At 62.6% G+C, this 20,886-nt stretch carries 18 protein-coding genes, 3 tRNA genes and 1 pseudogene; 12 read left to right on the forward strand and 10 right to left on the reverse strand.

The features are described from left to right. The first annotated feature begins 21 nt into the window (after positions 1-21). From A39O_RS40180 to A39O_RS0101910, 3 genes are all read left to right on the forward strand, one after another. Positions 22-204, forward strand: a complete 183-nt coding sequence (locus tag A39O_RS40180; RefSeq protein WP_157639559.1) for a DarT ssDNA thymidine ADP-ribosyltransferase family protein — start codon at positions 22-24, stop codon at positions 202-204. Beyond that, positions 182-880: a Panacea domain-containing protein gene (locus A39O_RS31550; protein ID WP_020503028.1), complete on the forward strand. Its 699-nt coding sequence runs from the start codon at positions 182-184 to the stop codon at positions 878-880. The genes A39O_RS40180 and A39O_RS31550 overlap by 23 nt, the downstream gene beginning before the upstream one ends. Positions 881-1,329: 449 nt before the next feature. Continuing rightward, positions 1,330-2,148, forward strand: coding sequence for a hypothetical protein (locus A39O_RS0101910; RefSeq protein ID WP_020503029.1), 819 nt, complete (start codon positions 1,330-1,332; stop codon positions 2,146-2,148). Between the two features lie 357 nt (positions 2,149-2,505). Here A39O_RS0101910 and A39O_RS0101915 read toward each other — a convergent pair. From A39O_RS0101915 to A39O_RS36095, 8 genes and pseudogenes are all read right to left on the reverse strand, one after another. Further along, positions 2,506-2,706: pseudogene (locus A39O_RS0101915) on the reverse strand (transposase); the annotation flags it as partial. Positions 2,707-3,020: 314 nt separating this feature from the next. Further along, positions 3,021-3,455 carry a DUF2335 domain-containing protein gene (locus A39O_RS31555; RefSeq protein WP_020503031.1) on the reverse strand — a complete coding sequence of 145 codons (435 nt, stop codon included), beginning with the start codon at positions 3,453-3,455 and terminating at the stop codon, positions 3,021-3,023. Beyond that, on the reverse strand, positions 3,424-3,627 hold the full coding sequence (locus A39O_RS40185; protein WP_157639561.1) for a hypothetical protein: 204 nt from the start codon (positions 3,625-3,627) through the stop codon (positions 3,424-3,426). Before A39O_RS40185 ends, A39O_RS31555 begins: the two co-directional genes overlap by 32 nt. A gap of 382 nt (positions 3,628-4,009) precedes the next feature. Continuing rightward, positions 4,010-4,085: transfer RNA gene (locus tag A39O_RS0101925), tRNA-Phe, on the reverse strand. Positions 4,086-4,357: 272 nt separating this feature from the next. Continuing rightward, a tRNA-Asn gene (locus tag A39O_RS0101930) sits at positions 4,358-4,433 on the reverse strand. Between the two features lie 85 nt (positions 4,434-4,518). After that, on the reverse strand, positions 4,519-5,046 hold the full coding sequence (locus A39O_RS36090; RefSeq protein WP_020503032.1) for a GspH/FimT family pseudopilin: 528 nt from the start codon (positions 5,044-5,046) through the stop codon (positions 4,519-4,521). Between the two features lie 127 nt (positions 5,047-5,173). Continuing rightward, a complete protein-coding gene (locus tag A39O_RS0101940; protein ID WP_020503033.1) occupies positions 5,174-6,358 on the reverse strand; it encodes a pyridoxal phosphate-dependent aminotransferase in 1,185 nt (394 codons plus the stop codon). A gap of 152 nt (positions 6,359-6,510) precedes the next feature. Further along, positions 6,511-10,404 (reverse strand): Calx-beta domain-containing protein, encoded by a 3,894-nt coding sequence (locus A39O_RS36095; RefSeq protein ID WP_169338390.1) that lies wholly within the window; start codon positions 10,402-10,404, stop codon positions 6,511-6,513. Between the two features lie 651 nt (positions 10,405-11,055). Here A39O_RS36095 and uvrB point away from each other — a divergent pair. Continuing rightward, positions 11,056-13,113, forward strand: coding sequence for an excinuclease ABC subunit UvrB (gene uvrB, locus A39O_RS0101950; RefSeq protein ID WP_020503035.1), 2,058 nt, complete (start codon positions 11,056-11,058; stop codon positions 13,111-13,113). A gap of 133 nt (positions 13,114-13,246) precedes the next feature. Here uvrB and A39O_RS0101955 read toward each other — a convergent pair whose 3' ends face one another. Next, a complete protein-coding gene (locus A39O_RS0101955) occupies positions 13,247-13,765 on the reverse strand; it encodes an LEA type 2 family protein (RefSeq protein ID WP_020503036.1) in 519 nt (172 codons plus the stop codon). 311 nt (positions 13,766-14,076) lie between these two features. Between A39O_RS0101955 and A39O_RS0101960 the strand changes: the two genes are divergently transcribed. Genes A39O_RS0101960 through A39O_RS43430 form a run of 3 tightly spaced genes read left to right on the forward strand, consistent with a single transcriptional unit; the run spans position 14,077 to position 15,138 of the window. Further along, a complete protein-coding gene (locus A39O_RS0101960; protein ID WP_020503037.1) occupies positions 14,077-14,421 on the forward strand; it encodes a type II toxin-antitoxin system RelE/ParE family toxin in 345 nt (114 codons plus the stop codon). Positions 14,422-14,470: 49 nt separating this feature from the next. Next, the gene (locus A39O_RS42015) at positions 14,471-14,743 is read left to right on the forward strand and encodes a HigA family addiction module antitoxin (RefSeq protein ID WP_026199091.1); all 273 of its coding nucleotides are present in this window, start codon (positions 14,471-14,473) and stop codon (positions 14,741-14,743) included. A 53-nt stretch (positions 14,744-14,796) separates the two neighbouring features. After that, positions 14,797-15,138 carry an ImmA/IrrE family metallo-endopeptidase gene (locus A39O_RS43430; RefSeq protein ID WP_407635621.1) on the forward strand — a complete coding sequence of 114 codons (342 nt, stop codon included), beginning with the start codon at positions 14,797-14,799 and terminating at the stop codon, positions 15,136-15,138. Between the two features lie 326 nt (positions 15,139-15,464). Here the strand turns inward: A39O_RS43430 and rimO are convergent, their stop codons facing one another. Next, on the reverse strand, positions 15,465-16,811 hold the full coding sequence (gene rimO, locus A39O_RS0101980; RefSeq protein WP_026199093.1) for a 30S ribosomal protein S12 methylthiotransferase RimO: 1,347 nt from the start codon (positions 16,809-16,811) through the stop codon (positions 15,465-15,467). Positions 16,812-17,138: 327 nt separating this feature from the next. On the opposite strand from rimO, the gene A39O_RS41525 reads away from it, so the two are divergent. The 5 genes from A39O_RS41525 (at position 17,139) to A39O_RS0102005 (ending at position 20,278) form a co-directional block, all read left to right on the forward strand. Next, the gene (locus tag A39O_RS41525) at positions 17,139-17,276 is read left to right on the forward strand and encodes a hypothetical protein (protein WP_020503040.1); all 138 of its coding nucleotides are present in this window, start codon (positions 17,139-17,141) and stop codon (positions 17,274-17,276) included. Positions 17,277-17,352: 76 nt separating this feature from the next. Beyond that, on the forward strand, positions 17,353-17,802 hold the full coding sequence (locus A39O_RS0101990) for an FKBP-type peptidyl-prolyl cis-trans isomerase (RefSeq protein ID WP_020503041.1): 450 nt from the start codon (positions 17,353-17,355) through the stop codon (positions 17,800-17,802). A gap of 104 nt (positions 17,803-17,906) precedes the next feature. Beyond that, on the forward strand, positions 17,907-18,857 hold the full coding sequence (gene ispH / locus A39O_RS0101995) for a 4-hydroxy-3-methylbut-2-enyl diphosphate reductase (protein ID WP_020503042.1): 951 nt from the start codon (positions 17,907-17,909) through the stop codon (positions 18,855-18,857). Between the two features lie 181 nt (positions 18,858-19,038). Then, positions 19,039-20,124, forward strand: a complete 1,086-nt coding sequence (gene thiO / locus A39O_RS0102000) for a glycine oxidase ThiO (RefSeq protein WP_020503043.1) — start codon at positions 19,039-19,041, stop codon at positions 20,122-20,124. Between the two features lie 78 nt (positions 20,125-20,202). Next, a tRNA-Thr gene (locus A39O_RS0102005) sits at positions 20,203-20,278 on the forward strand. The last annotated feature ends 608 nt before the right edge of the window (positions 20,279-20,886 follow it).

Genomic DNA, 20,886 nt, shown 5'->3' on the forward strand with positions numbered 1-20,886 from the left:
CGAGCTTGTGGAATTAAGCGCATGTCACTGAATCTGAACGCAGAGAAGGTGCTGATATTTCGAATAATCCACGCGCAGAATCTGCCGTGGGTTATGGCTCATGGCCTGCATTGCGGAAACTCCGAAATCCAAGATCCGAACTTCCGCACGATCGGCAATCCGGACCGGGTTGGTATTGCTGATGATTCATTACACGCAAGGTAATCTGCTCGACGCTGATGTCGCGGCGATCGTTAATACGGTCAATAACGTCGCCAAACGCAGCGGCGTACAGCAGCTCACACCGGCTCGTGCCTTGATCGCCGAACTGGTGCGGCGTTATTGGATCCTGGGTATCGAATGCTCTCTGCTGGAGATACAGAAACTCGCTTGGTTCCTGGAACGCAATATCGAGATCTACGCGCTCGATAATCCGCTGGACCTTCGTTTTGAAGCCAATAAATACGGTCCCTATGCCCACCGACTCCACCACCTGATCAACGGTCTGGACGGAAGCTACCTGCACTGTGACAAGCGCTTGGCCGACGCCGGCCCCCTGGATGTCATCTGGTTCGAGGACACCAAGAAGGACTATATCAAGGTCTATCTCGATGGTCTTGAGGCCAAGCCCTACCGCGGCGCCTTCCAGGAGACCACCGCGTTGATCGACGGATATGAAACCCCCTTGGGTCTGGAACTGCTGGCGACAACGGATTGGCTGATCTGCCGGGAAGGCTGCCCAACGACTGTCGAGGGCATTTTGCACGGATTGAAACATTGGCCAGGCGGGGGACCTGAGGCTGGCCCGCGCAAGCTGAAGTTGTTTGACGAGCGTCTTATCCGGCTGGCCCTGGAGCGCCTATCCCAATGGGGCCAGGGCAAGCTCCAAACAGTGTGCTAAAAATGATAATAATACTTGCCCAGTCTCTACGCGTGGGAATGCAGCCTTCGCCGCTCCAGCGGCCAGTAGGACAACGTGGGGACCAAAGGTCATCCGGATGCCACCAAAATGAAGAGTTTACCGCCATGCAAGCGATCGAGTTTGAAGCCATACCGGAGCAGCACACAATTCGGATACCGGAAGACATCCCGGACGGGGTCCCCTTGCGCGTCTTGCTGCTGTGGGAATCTCCCCCTCGAATCCGACACGGACTTCAAGAACCTGTTCGCAAGCGTCACTGAAGGATTGACTGACGAAGACTTGAGCCGCCCGCGCGACTTGGCTCGGGAGGAGACTGAATGGGTATCTGATCGATACCAACGTCTTGTCGGAGCTTCAGAAATCTGGTCTACGACCTGCGCGCCCGGCTGGATGTCGCCGGCTACTACGATGACTTCGAGATTGCGCGCGTGGTGGCCGTGGAACTGGACCCCGCGGCGACCCAGCGGAAACTGATCGCTGCATTGGAGCCGGTGGCGGATCGGCTGCTGAGGCGCTTCAAGGCGGAGCGTGAGGCGTTGGACGCCGCCAAGGGCAGGGCGGATGCCGCCGCGGCGCAGGCCGCCCAGGACGCGATGAACGCGCTGCTCCTGTTCAAGCGCAACCTGGGGGCGTTCTTGCGCGTCTATGCCTTCCTCTCGCAGATCTTCGACTACGGCAATACCGCCATTGAGCAGCGGGCACTGTTCTACAAGCGCCTGCTGCCGCTGCTGGATTTCGGGCGGGCGCGCGAAGGGGTGGATCTGTCGAAGCTGCGGCTCACCCACCATGGGCTTCACGATCAGGGCAAACGCAACCTGTCGCTCACCGGCGGCGAGCGGCTGGCGCCCATGACGGAGGCCGGCAGCGGGGAGGTGCGGGAGCAGGCGCGGGCGCGTTTCGCCGAGATCATCGCGGCGGTCAACGACCTCTTCGAGGGCACCCTGACCGACGACGACAAGCTGGTCTATGTGAACAACGTGCTCAAGGGCAAGCTTTTGGAGTCCGAGACCCTGGTTCAGCAGGCCCGCAGCAACACCAAGGAGCAATTCGCGACCTCGCCGGACCTCGCCAACGCGCTGCTGAACGCGATCATCGACGCCTGCGCCGCCCATGGCGCCATGAGCAAGCAAGCACTCGACTCCGAGCGGGTACGCCGCGGGCTCCAGGACATCCTACTGGGACCAGGGCAGCTTTGGGAGGCACTGCGCGAGCACGACGACGGGCCACGACCGGTCCAGGGTCGCTGAAGCTCATCCCGCGGTTCCCCGTGGGAGCGGCCTCCGGCCGCGATGGGGCCGCACGGGATCGTCCCGTCATTCCGGCAGGATGCCGGAATCCAGTGCCGGGGAGGGTGCTTGTCAGTGGGGCTCAGGGGTAAACCCGGATTCGGCAATTGCTCACACCAAGACACAAAGAACACAAAAACAAATTACTGAAAATGTCGGGCCGATCAGCGCGCGGGTGACCTGCTGGACCAGCCGATCGTGTTGAATCGCTTAGTGATCTTCGTGTCTTTGTGTGAGAACAGCGCTTTCTGGGGGTTAGGGCGCGACCCGCCGGCTGGAACCCTGTCTCGGTACCACGGGACGCTGGAGCGTCCCGACTGTTTCGATCATCAGGTGATAATGGTTGGTCATGAGGCAGTAGGCATGGCAAATCCAATTATAGCGGGCCACCGTCTCGGCCAATATATCCGGAAACGCCTCGCGGCTCGCGTCGTCCTCGTAGATCGCCTCGCGCCGATCACCACGGGAGGTGACGTGGTAGAGGGCGGCGGGAAACTCGATGCGTAACGGTCTTGCCATGCAAGGAGTTTAGGCGAAAGTTGGGGGAATGCAGCAATGCGAGAACTGACCCCGGTCCGACGAGAGCTGACCCCGGTCCGACGGAAAGGGGAATGAGCCGCGGTCGGCGCCTGGCCATGGTTGCCGCAGTCGGGAGGGATGTTGCGAGCGGTATGCGCAGGGCGATGGAACGACGGGCACTAAATCGTGGTCCGGCCCATCGGCACCCTGGTGGACCTAGCGCCCATGCTCAAGGTCCGCGTCAGTGACCAGCAAGTGACGATGGAGGGCGCCCGCGGTCGACGCCCCCGCTGCGGGATGGGGATGCATTTGGATCAGCGGGTGCGCGACTTGGCTTCGGGTTCCGGGTGCTCGCGGCCCGCGACGAAGACACCCACTAAGCCGGCAATCGTCGTTCCGCCAACAGTGGCCGCAGCGGTGGGGTGACCAAGAAAACCGAGCCACGCAGCGGTACCGAAGGCCGCCAGGGCAACCAAGAGGCCGAACAACTGCCCCATTGTTGCCTCGAAGATTTCATATCGCTGGGCTCGCACCGTGACCTGCCGGCGGTGCTGGGCTTCCTGTTCGGTCAAGCACAGCAACCGCTCGGCAAACCCCGGCTGAATGTCATCGTACTGCTGGAGAAGAGACGGCGGCGGGAGCGGCGCGGACCAAATCTCAGTACGCTGGGCGACCTGGATATTCCCGTTTGTCCGGGGCGCGCCCCCGCTGGCGCGCTCAGGTGTTTTGTGGGTGGGTGGCTTTGCCATCGTTGCGTTGCATTTCCAGAACCCGCGTCATATCGATCCCGATTCGCTCGAAATCTCCCCGAAGCCGTTCAGAATCAGTGTCGCGCGGGATAAATCGGGACGCGCGCGGTGGCGGGGCAAGGTCCACGACGCTCCCCACGCCCTTGATAAAGTGCTTGAGTTTCTTTGTCATGGCATTGTTTCATAATAAAAAAGCGGCAGATTCTCGTGTCGCTTTGGTTCATGGGTGCCCCTAAGAATAGGCGCGACCAATCCACGAAGCAAGAGCCCCTCACGGCCAGCGGCCCCTGCTATCGCGTGGTTTACCTGGAAGAGAACCCATGCTGACGCTGAGACTCAGGAATCGAGCCCACGCGGCCAAGCGACCCGACGAACGGTAGTCTCCCACCGGAAACCCCATACGCCAGACCAAACGACATGGTGCGATACCGAAAGGGACAGAGAAACAAGCTGTCGTTGGGGTAGGTACCAGTAGAGGTACCACAAAGGGACACTAAAGGCGCAAAATTAGGCGAATCTACACGCATCCTTGCGAGCCTAACCTACTGTTTTTATGGTGCCCAGGGGCGGAATCGAACCACCGACACGGGGATTTTCAGTCCCCTGCTCTACCAACTGAGCTACCTGGGCAATGCAACTGGGCGGGTCTAGGGCCGCATGTTCCTTCCGACACCGGTGTCGCAGTGGAACAACCTGCGAGCACGGTATTACATCTGGAGAAGGCCGTTCAGTCAAGATCAAAACGCTGAATCGACGCTAAAAACACTGTCTTTGACGATTCGCCGGATTTCCGATCCTGCTTCCTTGTATCACCGTGCTTTATTCCGGAGCCTTGCAGTCGTCACGCGACACATGATCTCAACTGAGCACAGAAGAGGGGCTGAGGCCCCTCTTGTCTTGTTTGGCTCCCCGGGACGGGCTCGAACCGCCGACCTAATGATTAACAGTCATCCGCTCTACCGACTGAGCTACCGGGGAATATCGCGAGCCGAAAAATATATTCGATCTAGAGCCCTGAGTCAATCAGTTTCTGAAAAACTCAGAGGTCACATCACCGCGCCCGTTATGGACACGTGATGCTCTGGTCGGTGGTGCGGACGCGCCCCATCGAACTTATCGTGACTCCGCGTTTCTTGGTTGGGTCATTCTTGCTACAGATCCTGAGCGTGGTGTTGACCACACCATAGGCGGAACCATCGTGCTCGAAATAGACAATCTTGTTGTTCGACGTGATGGTGAGTGACGCTAAGTCGGCCTTGCCCACGCGTCGCAAGACTTGGAGGTTGGGAGGGGAGGCGTTGTCGGCGGCCGCAACCATATAGCCGCCTTCCCAAGAGTCGTCGTCAAGCCAAGCGGTATCGCTCTTGTAAGGTCCCACGCCAACCAGCCCGCGGCCCCGCTTGATCGCCTCGGCTCGCGCGAACTGCAGGTGGCCGATCAGGGTGTTGGTGGCGCTGGTCAGTTTGGTGCTAACGATGAGATCGGTGAAGGCCGGAACACCGAGGGCCAGCAGGATGGATAGCAGCGCCACCGTGACCAACAGCTCGATCAGGGAAAACCCGGTGTTCCGGGATGTTCGATCCGCGTTCATGGCGACAAATCTCCCTAAGGTCTTAACGTGATTTTAGTATACCTACCATCCCCGGCCTAGGCGCCGGGGCCACGATCAGCCTCGCTCGTCACTGCGTCCAAGCTGTCCGCACCACCATTCCGACTGCTTACCCGACCGCGGACGCGATGCGATCGACGGCCTGATCGAGGTTGCTCGGACTGGTCGCGATGGAGATGCGCACATGGCCCGCGAGCCCGAAAGCCGAGCCGGGCACGAGCGCGACCCCGACTTTCTCCAGGAGGTGTTCGGCAAACTCCAGGTCGTTGTGGACTCCGGTCAGCCGATCGATCGCCTGTTGCACCCGGGGGAAGAGATAGAAGGTCCCGTCGGTGGGCAGGCACTCGATTCCAGGGATGGCGTTCAGGCGCTCCAGCACATGGTCGTGCCGCTCTTTGAAGGCCCGAACCATCATGCCGATGCAGTCCTGGGGGCCTTCCAATGCCGCCTGGGCCGCCACCTGGGCGATGGAGGTGGGATTGGATGTGCTTTGCGACTGCACCTTGGTCATCGCCTTGATGACCTCCGCGGGGCCGCCGGCGTAGCCGATGCGCCAGCCGGTCATGGAGTAGGCCTTGGACACGCCGTTCAGCACCAGGGTGCGCGGGGCGAGATCCGGGCAGCAGTTGACGATGTTGACGAAGGGCGCGCTATCCCAGCGGATGTGCTCATACATGTCGTCGGTGGCGATCAGGGCGCGCGGGAAGTCCCGCAGGACGGCGCCAAGGGCCTTGAGTTCGGCCGCGCTGTAGGCCATGCCGGTGGGGTTGGATGGGCTGTTGATGACAACGAGTTTGGTTTTTTCGTTCAGGGACGCTTTCAGTTGCGCCGGGCTGATCTTGAAGTGTTGCTCCGCCCCGGCGTGGACCAGGACCGGGGCCCCGCCGGCCAGCAGCACGATGTCGGGATACGAGACCCAGTAAGGCGCCGGGATCACCACCTCGTCGCCCGGATCGATGACCGCCAGCGCCAGATTGAAGAAGCTTTGCTTGCCGCCGCACGAGACCAGGATCTGGTCGACGGCGAAGTCCAGGTTGTTTTCGCGCTTGAATTTGGCGGCTACGGCAGCCTTCAGGCTGGGCATGCCGTCGACCGCGGTGTACTTGGTAAATCCCTGGTGGATGGCCTCGATCGCCGCGGCCTTGATATGGTCCGGGGTATCGAAATCGGGTTCACCGGCGCCAAGACCGATGACGTCCTTTCCCGCGGCCTTGAGGGCCTTGGCGCGGGCATCGACAGCGAGGGTGGCGGAAGGCTTGACGGCCTGGACGCGGGCGGCGAGCTTGATGGTCATCGACGGAGGTCTCTGCGTGCCTGATTCGGTTGAGTTTGAGGTTGATCCCGCATGTTACCGTATCGACGGTGCGGGAGCATCCCACTCGAACCAGTCCCGTGCGGCTTTCTCCTGTCGGATGGAGCGGGCGCACCCGCTCCATCCGCATGGCGTCAACGCCGCATGATGCTGAGGTCGTCCACCCCGGCTTCGATCAGTGAGGCGCTGCTGAGGTCGGCCGCCTCGATCAATAGATAGACCGTTTGTCCAGCAAAATCAGAGACATCTGCCGAGAACCCTGTCCATACGCCGGCGCGGTCGGCGGCGCTGCCGAATTGCTCGAGCAGGGTCCGATTCCCGCTGGTTCCGCGGATCGTGACGCGCAGGAAGTCGGCGCTCGACGCGTTGTTCAGGTGGGCGAAGTAATAACTCAGGTCAAGCGTGAGTTTGCCGCTGCCGGGCAGGACGATGTTCGGCGACCTAACCGACGTGACCCCGTTGTCGACATCGTAGCTGCCGGCACTACTCCCGGCGGACGCGCCGGTCACCAGGGCCTTGACGCCGCCGTGCGTGTTGTCGGGCTGCAGCGACACGCCGTTGGAACTGGTTGCCGCCGGATCGCCGATCTGCCACTGGCCGCTGGTGGCCCGATCGCTGCGGTTGGGATTGACCACCCAGCCCGACGCATTCTCAAAGTCCTCCGCAAAGACGGTCACCACCGTATCGTCATCCTGAATGGTCACCGTCGCCGCGCTGGCCTCGATGATGGCGTTGACCGCGTTGCTCAGGTTCAGCCCGAAGCTTTCCTCAGTCTCGGTGACCGCGTCATTGACGATCGGCAGGCTGATGGTCTTGCTGGTCTCGCCCGGTGCGAAGCTCAGCGTACCGCTGACCGGGGTGTAGTCCGAACCTGATGTGGCGCTGCCGTCGGCGGTGGTGTAATCCACGGTGACCGGGATCCAGGTCGCCACCGACAGCTTGACCACCAGCGTGGCGGCACCACTACTTTCAGTGACCGTGCCGTTGTCCACCGAGACCGCAGGCACCGGGGCGGGGAGGCATTCACCCATCGTTGCCAGATCGATCGGCGTGGTGACTTGATGGCGGCCCGCTCCGACATACAACCTCTCGGCGGTCGGGGCGTCCAGTCGGAAGCAAACACCGGCATCGGTAACAACCTTAAAATCGAAGCCGTCCTGACCGGTTCCCGCGACCGCGAGCGTATAGTTGATCCGTGCGGGATCGCTTACGTAGTCCAAGACGTCTTTGGCCTCGATGCTGACGCCGGCGACACTGGTGAACGCGACCCCGGCGCTGACGCTGCCCTGGTAAGTCAGGGTGCTGCCGCCTGGCGACATGCGTGCATACCAGGTGCCTGTGGCACAGTCCTTCCACAGGAAGACACCGCGGTCAGTCGCCCGGTTATACGCGGGCGCTCCGCACGCCGACAACTCGTTGTCCAAGATGGTCGCAACGCCGACTCCACGGTCGATGGCGGCGTTGGTTGCGTTCGCGAGGGCAACCTCGAAGGTCTCGTTCCCTTCCCGAAGGGTGTCCTCGAAGACCGGTACGGCAATCGTCTGGGACGTCGTACCCGCCGGGAACAGGAGCGTGACCGGCGCGGATGTTGCGGCGTAGTCCGACCCACTCACTGCGCTACCGTCCCGGGTGGTGTATTGCACCGTGACGTCAGCCGCACTCGCTTCCGAGAGACTCAGAACGAACTGTGCGCTTCCCGCGGCTTCGTCAACCGTTACATCGGCGATCGAGACGCTGGTACTCGCGCAGCCTTCGGACGACAGGGTGTTGAGATTGAAGGGTAACGTGACCGGCAATGTTTTTCCTCCGACCAACAGCCGCACGTTAGCCGGACTGGTAATCGAAAGACAGGTTGCGGTTCCCGTCGCTCCAAACTGAAAACCATCGTCGCCGTTACCGGATGAGCTGAGCGAAAAGTTGATCTTGCCGGAGGTGGAAGTGTCCAGCACATCACCGGTCTCCAGCGAATAGGGTGTCACGGAGGTGAAGGCCGAGGTTGAGACCAACCGGCCGGTCACTTTGACAGTGGCTGCCGAGCCGCCGGCGCCGGCACGAAAATACCACTGCTGCGTGGTGCAGTCCTTCCAGAGAAATGCGCCCTGATCCAGTGATTTGGTATACGCTGGCGCACCGCATTCGTCGCCCGCTTGGGGTGCCGGCAGCGGCGGGACGGGTCCCAGGGTGACGCGTTCGATGGTGCCGCTTTCAATGATATGGTGGACGCTGTCGGCCTGGACGCCGGGGAAATGGTCGACCTGTCCGCTCGGCCACTCGACGGTCAAATCGACGGACGTATTGTTGCCGAGTCCGAAATGCACGCGCATCTGGTCCTGTGAAAAACGATGGTAGCCGCCGTTCTGTTCACGGACTTGGTTGACACCATTCGCAGAGGCATACACTTTCGCCCCGATTGCGCTGCGGTTCGAGGTGGTACCCTCGAGGTCGAGTTGAATCCAATGGTTGCCGGAGCTGGTGTTGCGGAAGAGCTGGTCCGGGCCGCCAACGCGCAGCGGGGTCAGCAGCGGCCCATTCGTCACGAACAAGTCCAGGTAACCATCAACGTCGTAGTCTGCCATGACGACGTTGTCGCTGGCACCGACATTCGCTGCGAGTCCGACACCTTGCACGCCGGCGCCGCCGCCGGCGGACGCAACCTCAGAAAACGTGCCGTCGCCGAGATTTTCAAACAGGCGGTTTGGCAGGTTGGTCAAACTGCCGCCGCAGGCCATGTAGAGATCCACGTCCGTGTCGTTGTCGAAATCACCGGCAACGACGCTCTTGCACCAGACCTCGCCGATGCCGAAGTCATCGCTGGGGACGAACTCGAAGCCGGTGTTGACCAGCAGGTTCGGTTGTTGTGGGTATTCAGGTCTTGTAATCGCAATTGTTTGCGGTTCAGTGAGGGCGTTTCCTTCGATTGCAAAGTACGCATCACGACTGTCTGCCGAGCCCGGGCTCACCCGCACGGTCCATTGTTGGGTCGCCGTGTCATAGCCCATGTAGACGCCTGGAGCGGAACGGTTAGGATCGATACCCCAATTCGCCGGATCAGCTGGATCGAGTACAAAGGGCACCGTGGCCGGGCTCCAGCGATCAGCGCCGGTGTAAACAACAATATTCTCATTGCTGTTCTCACGCTCGAAACTGAATGCTCGAACGGTGATCGGGCCGTCGGCGCCAAAAGAAAAACCTTTGTGCTCGCTATTTGAAGAAACCGTCAGGTAGGCTTCCAAGTGGCCAGGGGTTACCAACAGCACTTCGCTTGGGCGAACACGCCCCTTGAGCTTGAATAGATCGATCTGCTGGTCGTTGTTGAAGTCGGCCAATGCGACGTCAGGCACCAGGGGGTCCTGGTCTACCAGTGAGGTCAGATCACGAAAGACGCTGCTGGATGTATCGTAGATCTTTTCCGGGTAGGTCGCGACAGCACCGCAAATCAGCTCCGGGCGACCGTCGTCAGTGATATCCATGAGCTGAGTGAACACATTATGGTTGCATTTATTGCCCATGCCAACCGCTGATGTTGTGTTCGAGAATTTGGTCGAGCCTTGACGGTAAATCTGCGAATAGTTCGCGGTCGCCGCGGCAATGTCGAGAACGCCATCGTTATCATAATCGAACCACGAGCCCATCCGTCCAGCGGTGAAGCCGCCAAGGCCCTTCGCGACGCCGACCTCGGTCGTAAAGATCCCGCCGGAATTGACGAAGAGTTGTCCGCGTCCACCGCCGGAACTGCGCGCGGCCAATAAATCCAGGTCGCCGTCGTTATCGAAGTCGCCCCAGGTTCCGGCATGGGCATCCTGTTGATATTCTCCAGTCAATACGCGCTGCCGATCCACGGTAAGGATGACGTCGGTGAAGGTGCCATCGCCGTTGTTACGCCACAGTGAACCACGCATCTGGTGATTATTGGCATACAAATCCGGTCGCCCGTCGCCGTTGAGGTCACCCCAGGCCGCGCCCCAGGAGGAGCCGGTATGGAAGGGCCCGGCGATATTGGTCACATCTTCAAAGGTGATCTCTGCCAAAACAACGCTGCTGCCCAGTAAGATGCTTGCGGAGAGGAGCGATCGGACCATAAATAACCTCGACAACGGTAATGGTAATGGTAATGGTATTAGGTTTGTTGCGCGTGTCTGGCCGAAGCTCTCTTGCATTCAGGCTGCCGTGCGCTTGGAGCCGGTATCAGTCGGCGTCGTCGCCGGGTGAGGACAGGAATCACAGCAATATTCGCTGCGCTCGGAACCGAGGAACGCATGCACTTGCAGGTTCTGCGGTCCCGTTCCAGTTGCCATGATCGGCGGTGCAACGCTTGGCTGGGCCGCATCGCAAGGAAATCGTGAGGTGCTTTACGTCTAGGAATAGCAAATTGCGTACCAGATGTGTTTCGTCTGGGTTAGCTCACGGCGGGTATGGTAAATCCCCAAATCGGCATATTGACCTGTCAACCTGTACAGTTTATGAAGCGCTTGGCGCCGCGGCCTGTGCGGTTTGCGAAGCATTTTGCGTTTTGTCTCCTGTCGGGGGCGCGTCAGGTGCCATGCGCACCGACTCAGGCTGCCAGGTCACGATTGGTGGGCCGCGCGGCCGGCCGGTCGGCCGGAATGCCGCTGTTGCGGTCACGCCCGTACGTCCTCATACCGCAGCGCGCTCCCGTCTGATCCTTCTTGTCGGGGGACATGCGCCCCAACCATCCGAGTGTCCATCGGCCTTTTGAGGAGACCCCATTGATATCCCGACCTTTTGAACTGGTCGCCAAGTTCGCCCCCGCCGGTGATCAGCCGGAAGCCATCCGCCGTTTGGTTGAAGGGCTGAACAATGGTGAGGCGGGCCAGACGCTGCTCGGCGTCACGGGCTCAGGCAAGACCTTCACCATCGCCAACGTCATCGCCGCGGTGCAGCGCCCGGCGCTGATCCTGGCGCCCAACAAGACCCTGGCCGCCCAGCTCTACGGCGAGATGCGCGAGTTTTTTCCACATAACGCGGTGGAATATTTCGTCTCCTACTACGACTACTACCAGCCGGAGGCCTACATCCCGGCCAGCGATACCTACATCGAGAAGGACTCGTCGATCAACGAGCACATCGAACAGATGCGGCTGTCCGCAACCAAGTCCCTGCTGGAGCGTCCGGATGTCATCATCGTGGCGAGTGTGTCCAGCATCTACGGCCTGGGCGATCCGGATGCCTATCTGAAGATGGTCCTGCATCTGAGCCGCGGCGACCTGATCGATCAGCGGGCCATCCTGCGCCGGCTGGCGGATCTGCAATACCGGCGCAACGAGATCGAGCTGGCGCGCGGGACCTACCGGGTGCGCGGCGACGTGATCGACATCCACCCGGCCGAATCCGACGAGGAGGCGGTGCGCATCGAGCTGTTCGACGACGAGATCGAAGCCCTGTCCGTCTTTGATCCGCTCACCGGCGAGGTGCTGCGCAAGGTCCCGCGTTACACCGTGTTCCCCAAGACGCACTACGCCACCCCGCGCGAGACCGTGCTCAACGCCGTCGATCAGATCAAGCTGGAACTCAAGGATCGGCTGACCTGGCTGCGCGACAACAACAAGCTGGTCGAGGCGCAGCGCCTGGAGCAGCGGACCATTTTCGATATGGAAATGATGATGGAGGTCGGCTACTGCTCAGGGATCGAGAACTACAGCCGCTATCTCTCCGGGCGCGGTCCCGGCGAACCGCCGCCCACACTCTACGACTACCTGCCGGGCAACGCCCTGGTGGTGATCGACGAGAGCCATGTCACGGTCCCCCAACTGGGCGGCATGTACCGGGGCGACCGCTCACGCAAGGAAAATCTGGTCGACTACGGTTTTCGGCTCCCTTCGGCGCTCGACAACCGCCCGATGCGTTTCGAGGAGTTCCAGGCCCGCCAGCCGCAGACCATCTATGTGTCGGCCACCCCGCGCGCCTATGAACTCGGCTGCTCCGGGGCCATCGTCGAGCAGGTGGTGCGCCCCACGGGCCTGGTCGACCCGGAGGTGGAAGTGCGCCCCGCGCTGAGTCAGGTGGACGATCTGCTGTCCGAGATCGGTCTGCGGGTCGCGGTCGGCGAGCGGGTGCTGGCGACCACCCTGACCAAACGCATGGCCGAGGATCTGACCGAGTATCTGAACGAGCACGGGGTCAAGGTGCGCTATCTGCATTCGGATATCGACACCGTGGAGCGGGTGGAGATCATCCGCGATCTGCGGCTGGGTGAGTTCGATGTCCTGGTGGGCATCAACCTGCTGCGCGAGGGGCTGGACATGCCCGAGGTCTCGCTGGTGGCCATCCTCGACGCGGACAAAGAGGGGTTCCTGCGCTCCGAGGGCTCGCTGATCCAGACCATCGGCCGGGCCGCCCGCAACGCCAACGGTAAGGCGATTCTCTATGCCGACCGGATCACCGGGTCCATGGAGCGGGCCATCGGCGAGACCGAGCGGCGCCGGGCCAGGCAGGTCGCCTTCAACGCCGCGCACGGCATCACCCCCCAGACCATCCGCAAGGCGGTGGCGGACATCCTGGAGTCGGCCATGCCTGGCGCCCCCATGAAGGCCCGCGCCTATGCCCGGGTGGCCGAGGAGATCGTCGAGTACGCCAATCTCACACCCCAGCAGATGGCGAAAAAGGTCAAGGCGCTGGAGAAGGAGATGTACGCCTATGCCAAAGACCTGGAGTTCGAGAAGGCGGCGGCCGTGCGCGATAAAATCAAGGAATTGCAGGGGAAGGGGTTGGCGGCTTGAGGTCAGTGGAGTCCACGGCTTCAGCTTTGGTCAGGGGGCGCCAAGGCTGAAGCTTTGGATTCCTGGGGACGGATGCGCTTGCCGCTCATCACCAGGCAGACCCTTGGTGTAGGGGCGGGTTTTAAACCCGCCCCTACGACCGGTTATCACGTTCGACGGCTATACTCAGCAACGCCTTCGGGTCAATCTGACCGGACCAGCGATACGGGAGCGGCAAGAGCCCGTTCGCGAGGCTGGCCGTGCCGGAGACGGTCCAGTCGAGTGGACGATCCTTCAGTGCCAGGGCCGGGAGTTGTCGGGTGATACCCAGCAGGCTGCCGACGACCTCCACGTCGGCCAGCGCGGTGCCCAGCGGCGGGATCTGCCGATCGAGTTGACTGGATCCCTGCGCCAGTTCGTTCCCTTCCAGCGTGATGCGGTAGGTCAGACCCTTGATCGGCAAGGTCCGGTCGTTGGGATTCCGGACCGTCAGGTTAACGATGAACACCTGGCGCAGCAGGGTCAGCTCTTTGATCTTCAGTCCGGTCAGCGCGACCTCGGGCGCGATCCAGGGTTTGGTCAGGCTGGCGCAGCCGCTGATCAGGGCGATGACCAGAGCGAAGCTCAGGAGGATGCTCGGGGTGGGTGTGAGGCGGGACCTCGGTTGGCTCATCGCGTCTACTCCAGTCTTCGCTTGGTGCGCAGTTGGTTGAGGGTCGATTCCGCGTCCAGGGTTGCCTGGGAGCATCCCGGGCTGCAGACGCCGACGCGGTCGGGGTGCCGCGGTGCGGTCGATGGTCAAGGCTGGCCTCGCGGGGATGACGGTTTCGGAGTGCCGGACATACCGTTCTCAACGTGACATGAGCGATCGAAAAAATAAAATTAATCAGTTGCTTAGAGCCGAGAAAGAACTGGTTTCCAGTGTACGCGACTCTCCGAAAATAGCTTGAAGTAGTTAACGTCATTCGTTAACATCTTTTGAAAATGGACATAGCCTTTCGCACCACCAAGTTGGGCAAGGAGTGCCGCGAGGCGCGGAGGCTGCAAGTGGTCCACGGCGAGCGGCGTGCCCGGCTCATCACGCGGCGCATACAGGAACTGCGCGCTGCCGACAATCTGGGCGATCTCTGGCCCCCTTACAGCGGTCCTGGTCGATGCCATGAGCTGATCGGGGATCGTGCCGGTCAGTTGAGTCTCGATCTGGACCATCCCTACCGACTGATCTTCGAACCGAACCACGACCCCCGGCCGCTACGCGCAGAAGGCGGCCTCGACTGGTCGCTGGTGACCTCCGTTCGCATCAATGGCGTGGAGGATACACATGATTAGCATAACTGAATTTGATCCCGACTACGTTGTCCCCCCGGGAGAGATCCTGATGGAATATCTGGACTCACTCGGGATGACCCAGCGCGACTTGGCCGCTCGCACGGGCTTGACCCCGAAGACCGTCAACGAGATTGTCCAGGGCAAGGCCCCGATTACCGCCGAGACTGCGCTCAAGCTGGAGCGGGTGCTGGGTCGTCCGGCCCACTTCTGGCAGAATCTGGAAAGTCTTTACCAGGCGGCGCGGGTGCGCGAGCAAGAGCAGGCCCACCTGGTCGGTGACCTGGACTGGCTAAAGCGTCTACCGGTGCCACCCGCTGGCTGACTCCGGACAAGGCGCTGATTCAGCTTAGTCTGCGCTACAAGTCAGACGACCACCTGTGGTTCACCTTTTTCCACGAGGCCGGCCACGTTCTGCTTCATGGCAAGCGTGCCGTGTTTATTGAGGGCGACGGTGCCGCGGACGAGAAGGAGCACGAGGCGAACCGATTCGCCGCGGATCTGCTGATCCCGCCTGCCGCATGGCGCAGCTTACTTGCGACTGGCCGGCCGAACCTGGCACAGGTGCAGGCGTTTGCGCGGACAATCGGCATTGCCCCCGGCATCGTGGTCGGGCGACTGCAGAAGGAAGGCGTGTTCGACCATAAAATCGGAAACCGCCTCAAGCGCCGTTTGTGCTGGGGAACCCCGTGCCCGGAGTCCGTGGAATCCGCGGGGTAAGTTGTTATTGCCGAGTCGGTCGTCGTTGTAGTGCCAATTTCAACGGGAGGAAGGAGCAACCGTTACGCCTACCCCAGTCCGCCTGCCGGAGACCCACCGTCTTGACCAGATCCTGCCTGCCGGTCGCGAGGGCGGCTTGGAGTTCGCGCGCGTTGTCGATTTGCTCCTGTTCCACGAGGCGCGCCGCCAAGGCCGCAACCTGACCCTGTTCAGCGATCGTGCGGGCGACTATCGTCCACCGAATCCCGCGCCGCCGTTGGTGGACTGCGCTGCGCTTGTCCACCCTACGATGGCGCACGGCCGGAACAATGACCAAGGCCCGCCGGTCAATCCTCCACCGGCTCAGCCCACAAATCATGGTCTCCCGAGTCGGTGACGATCACTTCGACGAAGTCGCCGGGGTCCAGCTCCCAGGCGCCGGGGATGATGATCACGCCGTCGATTTCGGGGGCGTCGCCGGGGCCGCGGGCGATGACCTCGGCATCGTCCACCGTATCCACCAGGACGGTGAGGCGCTGGCCGATCCGCGCGGCGAGTTTGTCGCGGCTGATCTCGGCCTGGACGTCCATGAACCGGCCCAGGCGCTCCAGTTTGACGTCCTCCGGCACCGGATCGGGTAAGGCGTTGGCCGCCGCCCCGGCGACCGCCGAATAGGGGAAGCAGCCGACCCGGTCGAGCCGCGCCGCGCGGATGAAGTCGAGCAGGGTTTCGAATTCGGCATCGGTCTCGCCGGGAAAGCCGACGATGAAGGTGCTGCGCAGGACCAGGTCCGGGCACTGGGCGCGCCAGCGGGCGAGACGTTCCAGCACGCGCTCGGCGGCGGCGGGTCGGTGCATCGCCTTGAGCACCCGCTCCGACCCGTGCTGCAGCGGCATGTCCAGATAGGGCAGGATCACGCCGTCCGCCATCAGCGGGATCAGGTCGTCCACATGAGGGTAGGGGTAAACATAGTGCATCCGCACCCAGGCGGGCAGTTCGCCCAGGGTGCGCGCCAGGGTGACCAGGTCGGTGGTCAGCGGCCGGCCCTTCCAGAAGTCCGGCCGATAGCGCAGGTCCAGGCCATAGGCGCTGGTGTCCTGGGCGATGACCAGCAATTCTCGCACGCCGGCCTCCACCAGCCGTTCGGCCTCGGTCAGGATTGCGCCGATGGGGCGGCTGGCCAGGTCACCGCGCAGGCTGGGGATGATGCAGAAAGTGCAGCGGTGGTTGCAGCCCTCGGAGATCTTGAGATAGGCGTAATGGCGCGGGGTGAGTCGCACCCCCTGGGGTGGGACCAGACTCTGGAAGGGGTCATGCGGGGCCGGCAGTTCCCGATGGACCGCGGCCATCACGGCGTCCAAATCATGCGGCCCGGTGATGGCGAGCACTCGCGGGTAGGCGTCGCGGATCAGCTCGGCGCGGGCGCCCAGACAGCCGGTGACGATCACCTGGCCGTGCTCGCTGAGAGCCTCGCCGATCGCTTCCAGTGACTCCTCCACCGCGGCGTCGATGAAGCCGCAGGTGTTGATGATGACCAGATCGGCCCCGTCGTAGCTCGGCGTGATGCCGTAGCCCTCGGCGCGTAGTTGGGTGAGGATGTGTTCCGAGTCCACGGTCGCCTTGGGACATCCCAGGCTGACGAACCCGATGCGGGGCGGGCGGGTAGGAACCGCGCTGGAATCAAGAGAGGTCACGGGAACTCCCGGCAGGGTGGAGGAAAGTGCCCTGAGCCTTGGGCAATCGTCTATGGTATTGGTAGGAGGTACAGGAAACAAAGGCCCGCGCGCGAAATACTTGTTCGCGCGGGCTTGCCCTCGCACGCTGATTCGGTAAGCATAGCGCTCGCCCGTGGGCTACGCTTGACACTGGGCCGTGGTACAGCGGTATCGCGGGAGGACACCCCCAAGGACGGGGCGCGTGGGTACCGGACGATAACGGCGCCTGATCCTGTCACCGAAAGAGGACCTGCCCTCGCGCCACGGGGCCGGCCTCGGAAGTTCACTCGGCGTACGGTCACCATAATGAAAAACTGCAATCTCTGTAAATACAGCAAGGTCTGTAATGACCTGCCCGGTGTTTGTATTCTCCTGCCCTACCTGGCGATCACGGTCGTGGTCGTGTCGTTGGGCTATCTGTTCGTCACCCAGGAACTGATGTAGCAGCGATGGGGTCGCCGCGCGGTGTCCGGTTCATCCGGACACCGCGTCGACGACCCTGCCATGCGACCGCTCGCTCATGCCGACACCTGCGCAGATCGCCCCCGGCTGTTCCCTGGTGATGCACCTGGAAGTGCGTTTTCACGACGGCTTCGTTGGTTTTTCCACCTTCGATCAGGAGCCGATCACCTGTCGTCTGGGCGATGGCACCCTGGCCGCGGGGATGGAGGCTGCGCTGCTGGGTCTCGCTACGGGTGAGGACCACCTGATCCTGGCCAGCGGGTCCGAGTTGTTCGCCGAGTATGACCCGGACAATCGTCACTGGTTGCCCGTGAGTGACTTTCCGCCGGATCTGGACCCCGCACCGGGCCAGGTGGTCGCCTTCACGACTCCGGCCGGGCACGAGACCAGCGGACTGGTGCTCGAACGCGAGGGGGAGGGTGCGGCCGGGCGGGTGCGGGTCGACTTCAACCATCCCTTTGCCGGCCGTTCGCTGGCCTTGCGGGTGCGTATCCTGTCGGTCGCCTGACCGCGGTCAGTCAGAGACTGACGATGCGGCCGCCGGCGGCGGCCGGATTGCCCCATAATGTCTGACTTCTTCTATCACCCAATCTTCGCCTATCCTCTGTTGCCATGGACATACTCCTCGCCAATCCCCGCGGTTTCTGTGCCGGTGTCGACCGCGCCATCGCCATCGTCGAGCGCGTGCTCGACCTCTATGGTGCCCCGATCTATGTGCGACACGAAGTGGTTCACAACCGCTTCGTCGTGGACGGGCTGAAGCAGCGCGGCGCCATCTTCGTCGAGGAACTGGATCAGATTCCGGACGGGGCCACGGTCATCTTCAGCGCCCACGGGGTCGCCCAGCAGGTGCGGGCGCAGGCGCAGGCGCGCGGGCTCCGGGTCTTCGATGCCACCTGTCCGCTGGTGACCAAGGTCCATCTGGAGGTGGCGCGGCACTGCAAGGCCGGCGATGAACTGGTCCTGATCGGTCACCGCGGCCACCCGGAGGTCGAGGGCACCATGGGCCAATGCCAGACCGACGGCGGGCTCATCCACCTGGTGGAGTCGGTGGAGGATGTCGCCGGCCTGCCGGTGCGCGACCCGGAGCACCTGGCTTACGTGACGCAAACCACGCTCTCGGTCGACGACACGGCGGGGATCATTGCGGCGTTGCGCGAGCGCTTCCCCAAGATCGAGGGTCCCAAGCGCAGCGACATCTGCTATGCCACCCAGAACCGTCAGGACGCCGTGAAGACGCTGGCGGCGCGGTGCGACCTGTTGCTGGTGGTCGGTTCAGCCAACAGCTCCAATTCGAACCGCCTGCGGGAACTGGCGCACAAGCAGGGCTGCGCGGCCTATCTGATCGACGGCCCGGACGACATCCGCCGGGACTGGCTGGAACAGGCGCCGCGGGTGGGCCTGACCGCCGGCGCATCCGCTCCCGAAATCCTGGTGGAGCAGGTCATCGCCCGCCTGCGTGAGTGGGGTGCCGGGAGCGTGGAAGAACAATCAGGCATTCGTGAACAGGTGGTCTTCAGCCTGCCGCGCGAACTGGCGGCAGCCGGCGCGGCCGAGGGCTGATGGTGGATGCGCTGCGCTTATCCACCCTACAAGACCGGCTCAGCTGTAGGGTGGATAAGGCGCGCCGCTCGATGTCAGGATCCCGATACATCGGTCGTGCGCGCCGCATCCACCAGGGGGTCGCGCGAGGCCGCCCGAACTTGGAATTGCTGGTACTGATCCAGGCATTGGACACTGAGCGATGAGCGATATCCTCGTCATCGGCGGCGGCATCATCGGTTTGCTGACCGCCCGCGAGCTGGTGCAGGGCGGGGCCGCGGTCACCCTGATCGAAATGGGCCGGACCGGCCGCGAGTCTTCCTGGGCCGGCGGCGGCATCGTGTCTCCGCTCTACCCCTGGCGCTACCCGGATGCGGTCACCGCGCTCGTGCGCTGGAGTCAGCAGGTCTACCCCGACCTGTGCGCGGCGCTCCATGAGGCATCCGGCATCGACCCCGAGTTCACGCCGAACGGGCTCCTGATCCTGGACACCGAAGAACGCGCTCAGGCGCTCGCCTGGGCCGCCCGCCAGGGCGACGAAGTCCAGGTCATCGAGGGGCCGGCGGTGCGCGCGCTCGAACCTGAACTGGGCCTGCGCCCATCCCAAGCCCTGCGCTTCCCGGCGGTCGCGAATGTCCGCAATCCGCGTCTGGCCAAAGCCGCCCGGCGGGCCCTGGATGGGTACCTGCGGCTGCGTGAGCAGGAAGAGGTGCTCGACATCCTGGTCGCGCACGGACACATTCAGGGTGTGCGCACGACGCAGGGCGTAATCCACGCCGATCAAGTCATCGTTTGCGCCGGCGCCTGGACCGGGCGGCTCCTGAGTCAATTCTGCCGGCCGCCGGCCATTGCGCCGGTGCGCGGGCAAATGATCCTCTTCCAGGCGCGGCCGGGCCAAGTGCGTCACACCACACTTTACCGTGATCGGTACGTCATCCCGCGCCGGGACGGACGCGTCCTGGTCGGCAGCACCCTGGAGCATACGGGCTTCGTCAAGGCGACTACCGCCGAGGCCAGAGACGCGCTCCACCGCAGCGCCATCGAACTGTTTCCCCTGCTTGAACAAGCGCCCATGGAAACGCACTGGTCCGGGTTGCGCCCTGGTGCCCCGAGCGGCATCCCCTACATCGGCGCCTACCCCGGCACCACCGGGCTCTATGTCAACGCCGGCCATTACCGCAACGGCGTGGTCACCGCCCCAGCCTCCGCCCGGCTGGCCGCCGATCTGCTGCTGGGGCGCGTGCCCAGCATCGACCCCGCGCCCTACGCGCTGGAAGCCCCGCGCTGAACCGCGACGCGAGATGTTAGATGTTTCGGTTTGCGTTGAGGTAGACGACTGCTTCCCTTATAATCAGCGGTCCGATGCGCCGATGTAGCTCAGTTGGTAGAGCAACTGATTCGTAATCAGTAGGTCGGCGGTTCGAATCCGCCCATCGGCTCCAATAAAACAAGGGCTTACCGGAAACGGTAGGCCCTTTTTCTTTGTCGCGGGACACTCACGGGACACCGAAAGCTAACACTATGCAACTTGACGCAACATAGCGAGCGGCGCCGATCCGCCTTTCGCCCGGCCCGGTTCCCTTGGCTTGCAAAACTGCCGAAAGACCATGCTGGGAAAGCTCTAGGCGCTGCTTTAAGTGAGACTTAGCGAGAAGATACGGGATGATGAGACTTGCCGATGTAGCGTGATCATCGGAAGCGGAGCGCCAGATGATTTGAGACGTAGCGCCAGATGATTTGAGACAACCGAGGCGCCCGAGGGCACGGGCGCCGATCCGCCGGCACTGCACTGGACCGCCACTCGTCGAGATCCAGGGCGAACCCGGCCATGGCCTATACTCGCGCTGAGCGGTAGTTTCCTAGGGAAAGGTTGTGACGGGCTACGGCCAATCGCATGATCCCGGTTCGAGTCCGGGCGCCGCTCGCCTTACAACCCGCCGTCACCTGGACCGCCAGCCGATCCGCCGGCACTGCTCCGGACATCCCCTCGTCGAGCCCCAGGGCGAACCCGGCCGGCGCTGGACGTGGCACCCTCCTGGAGCCCAAGCCA

The organism is Lamprocystis purpurea DSM 4197 (genome assembly GCF_000379525.1).
In the GTDB taxonomy this organism is placed as follows: Bacteria; Pseudomonadota; Gammaproteobacteria; order Chromatiales; family Chromatiaceae; genus Thiodictyon; species Thiodictyon purpureum.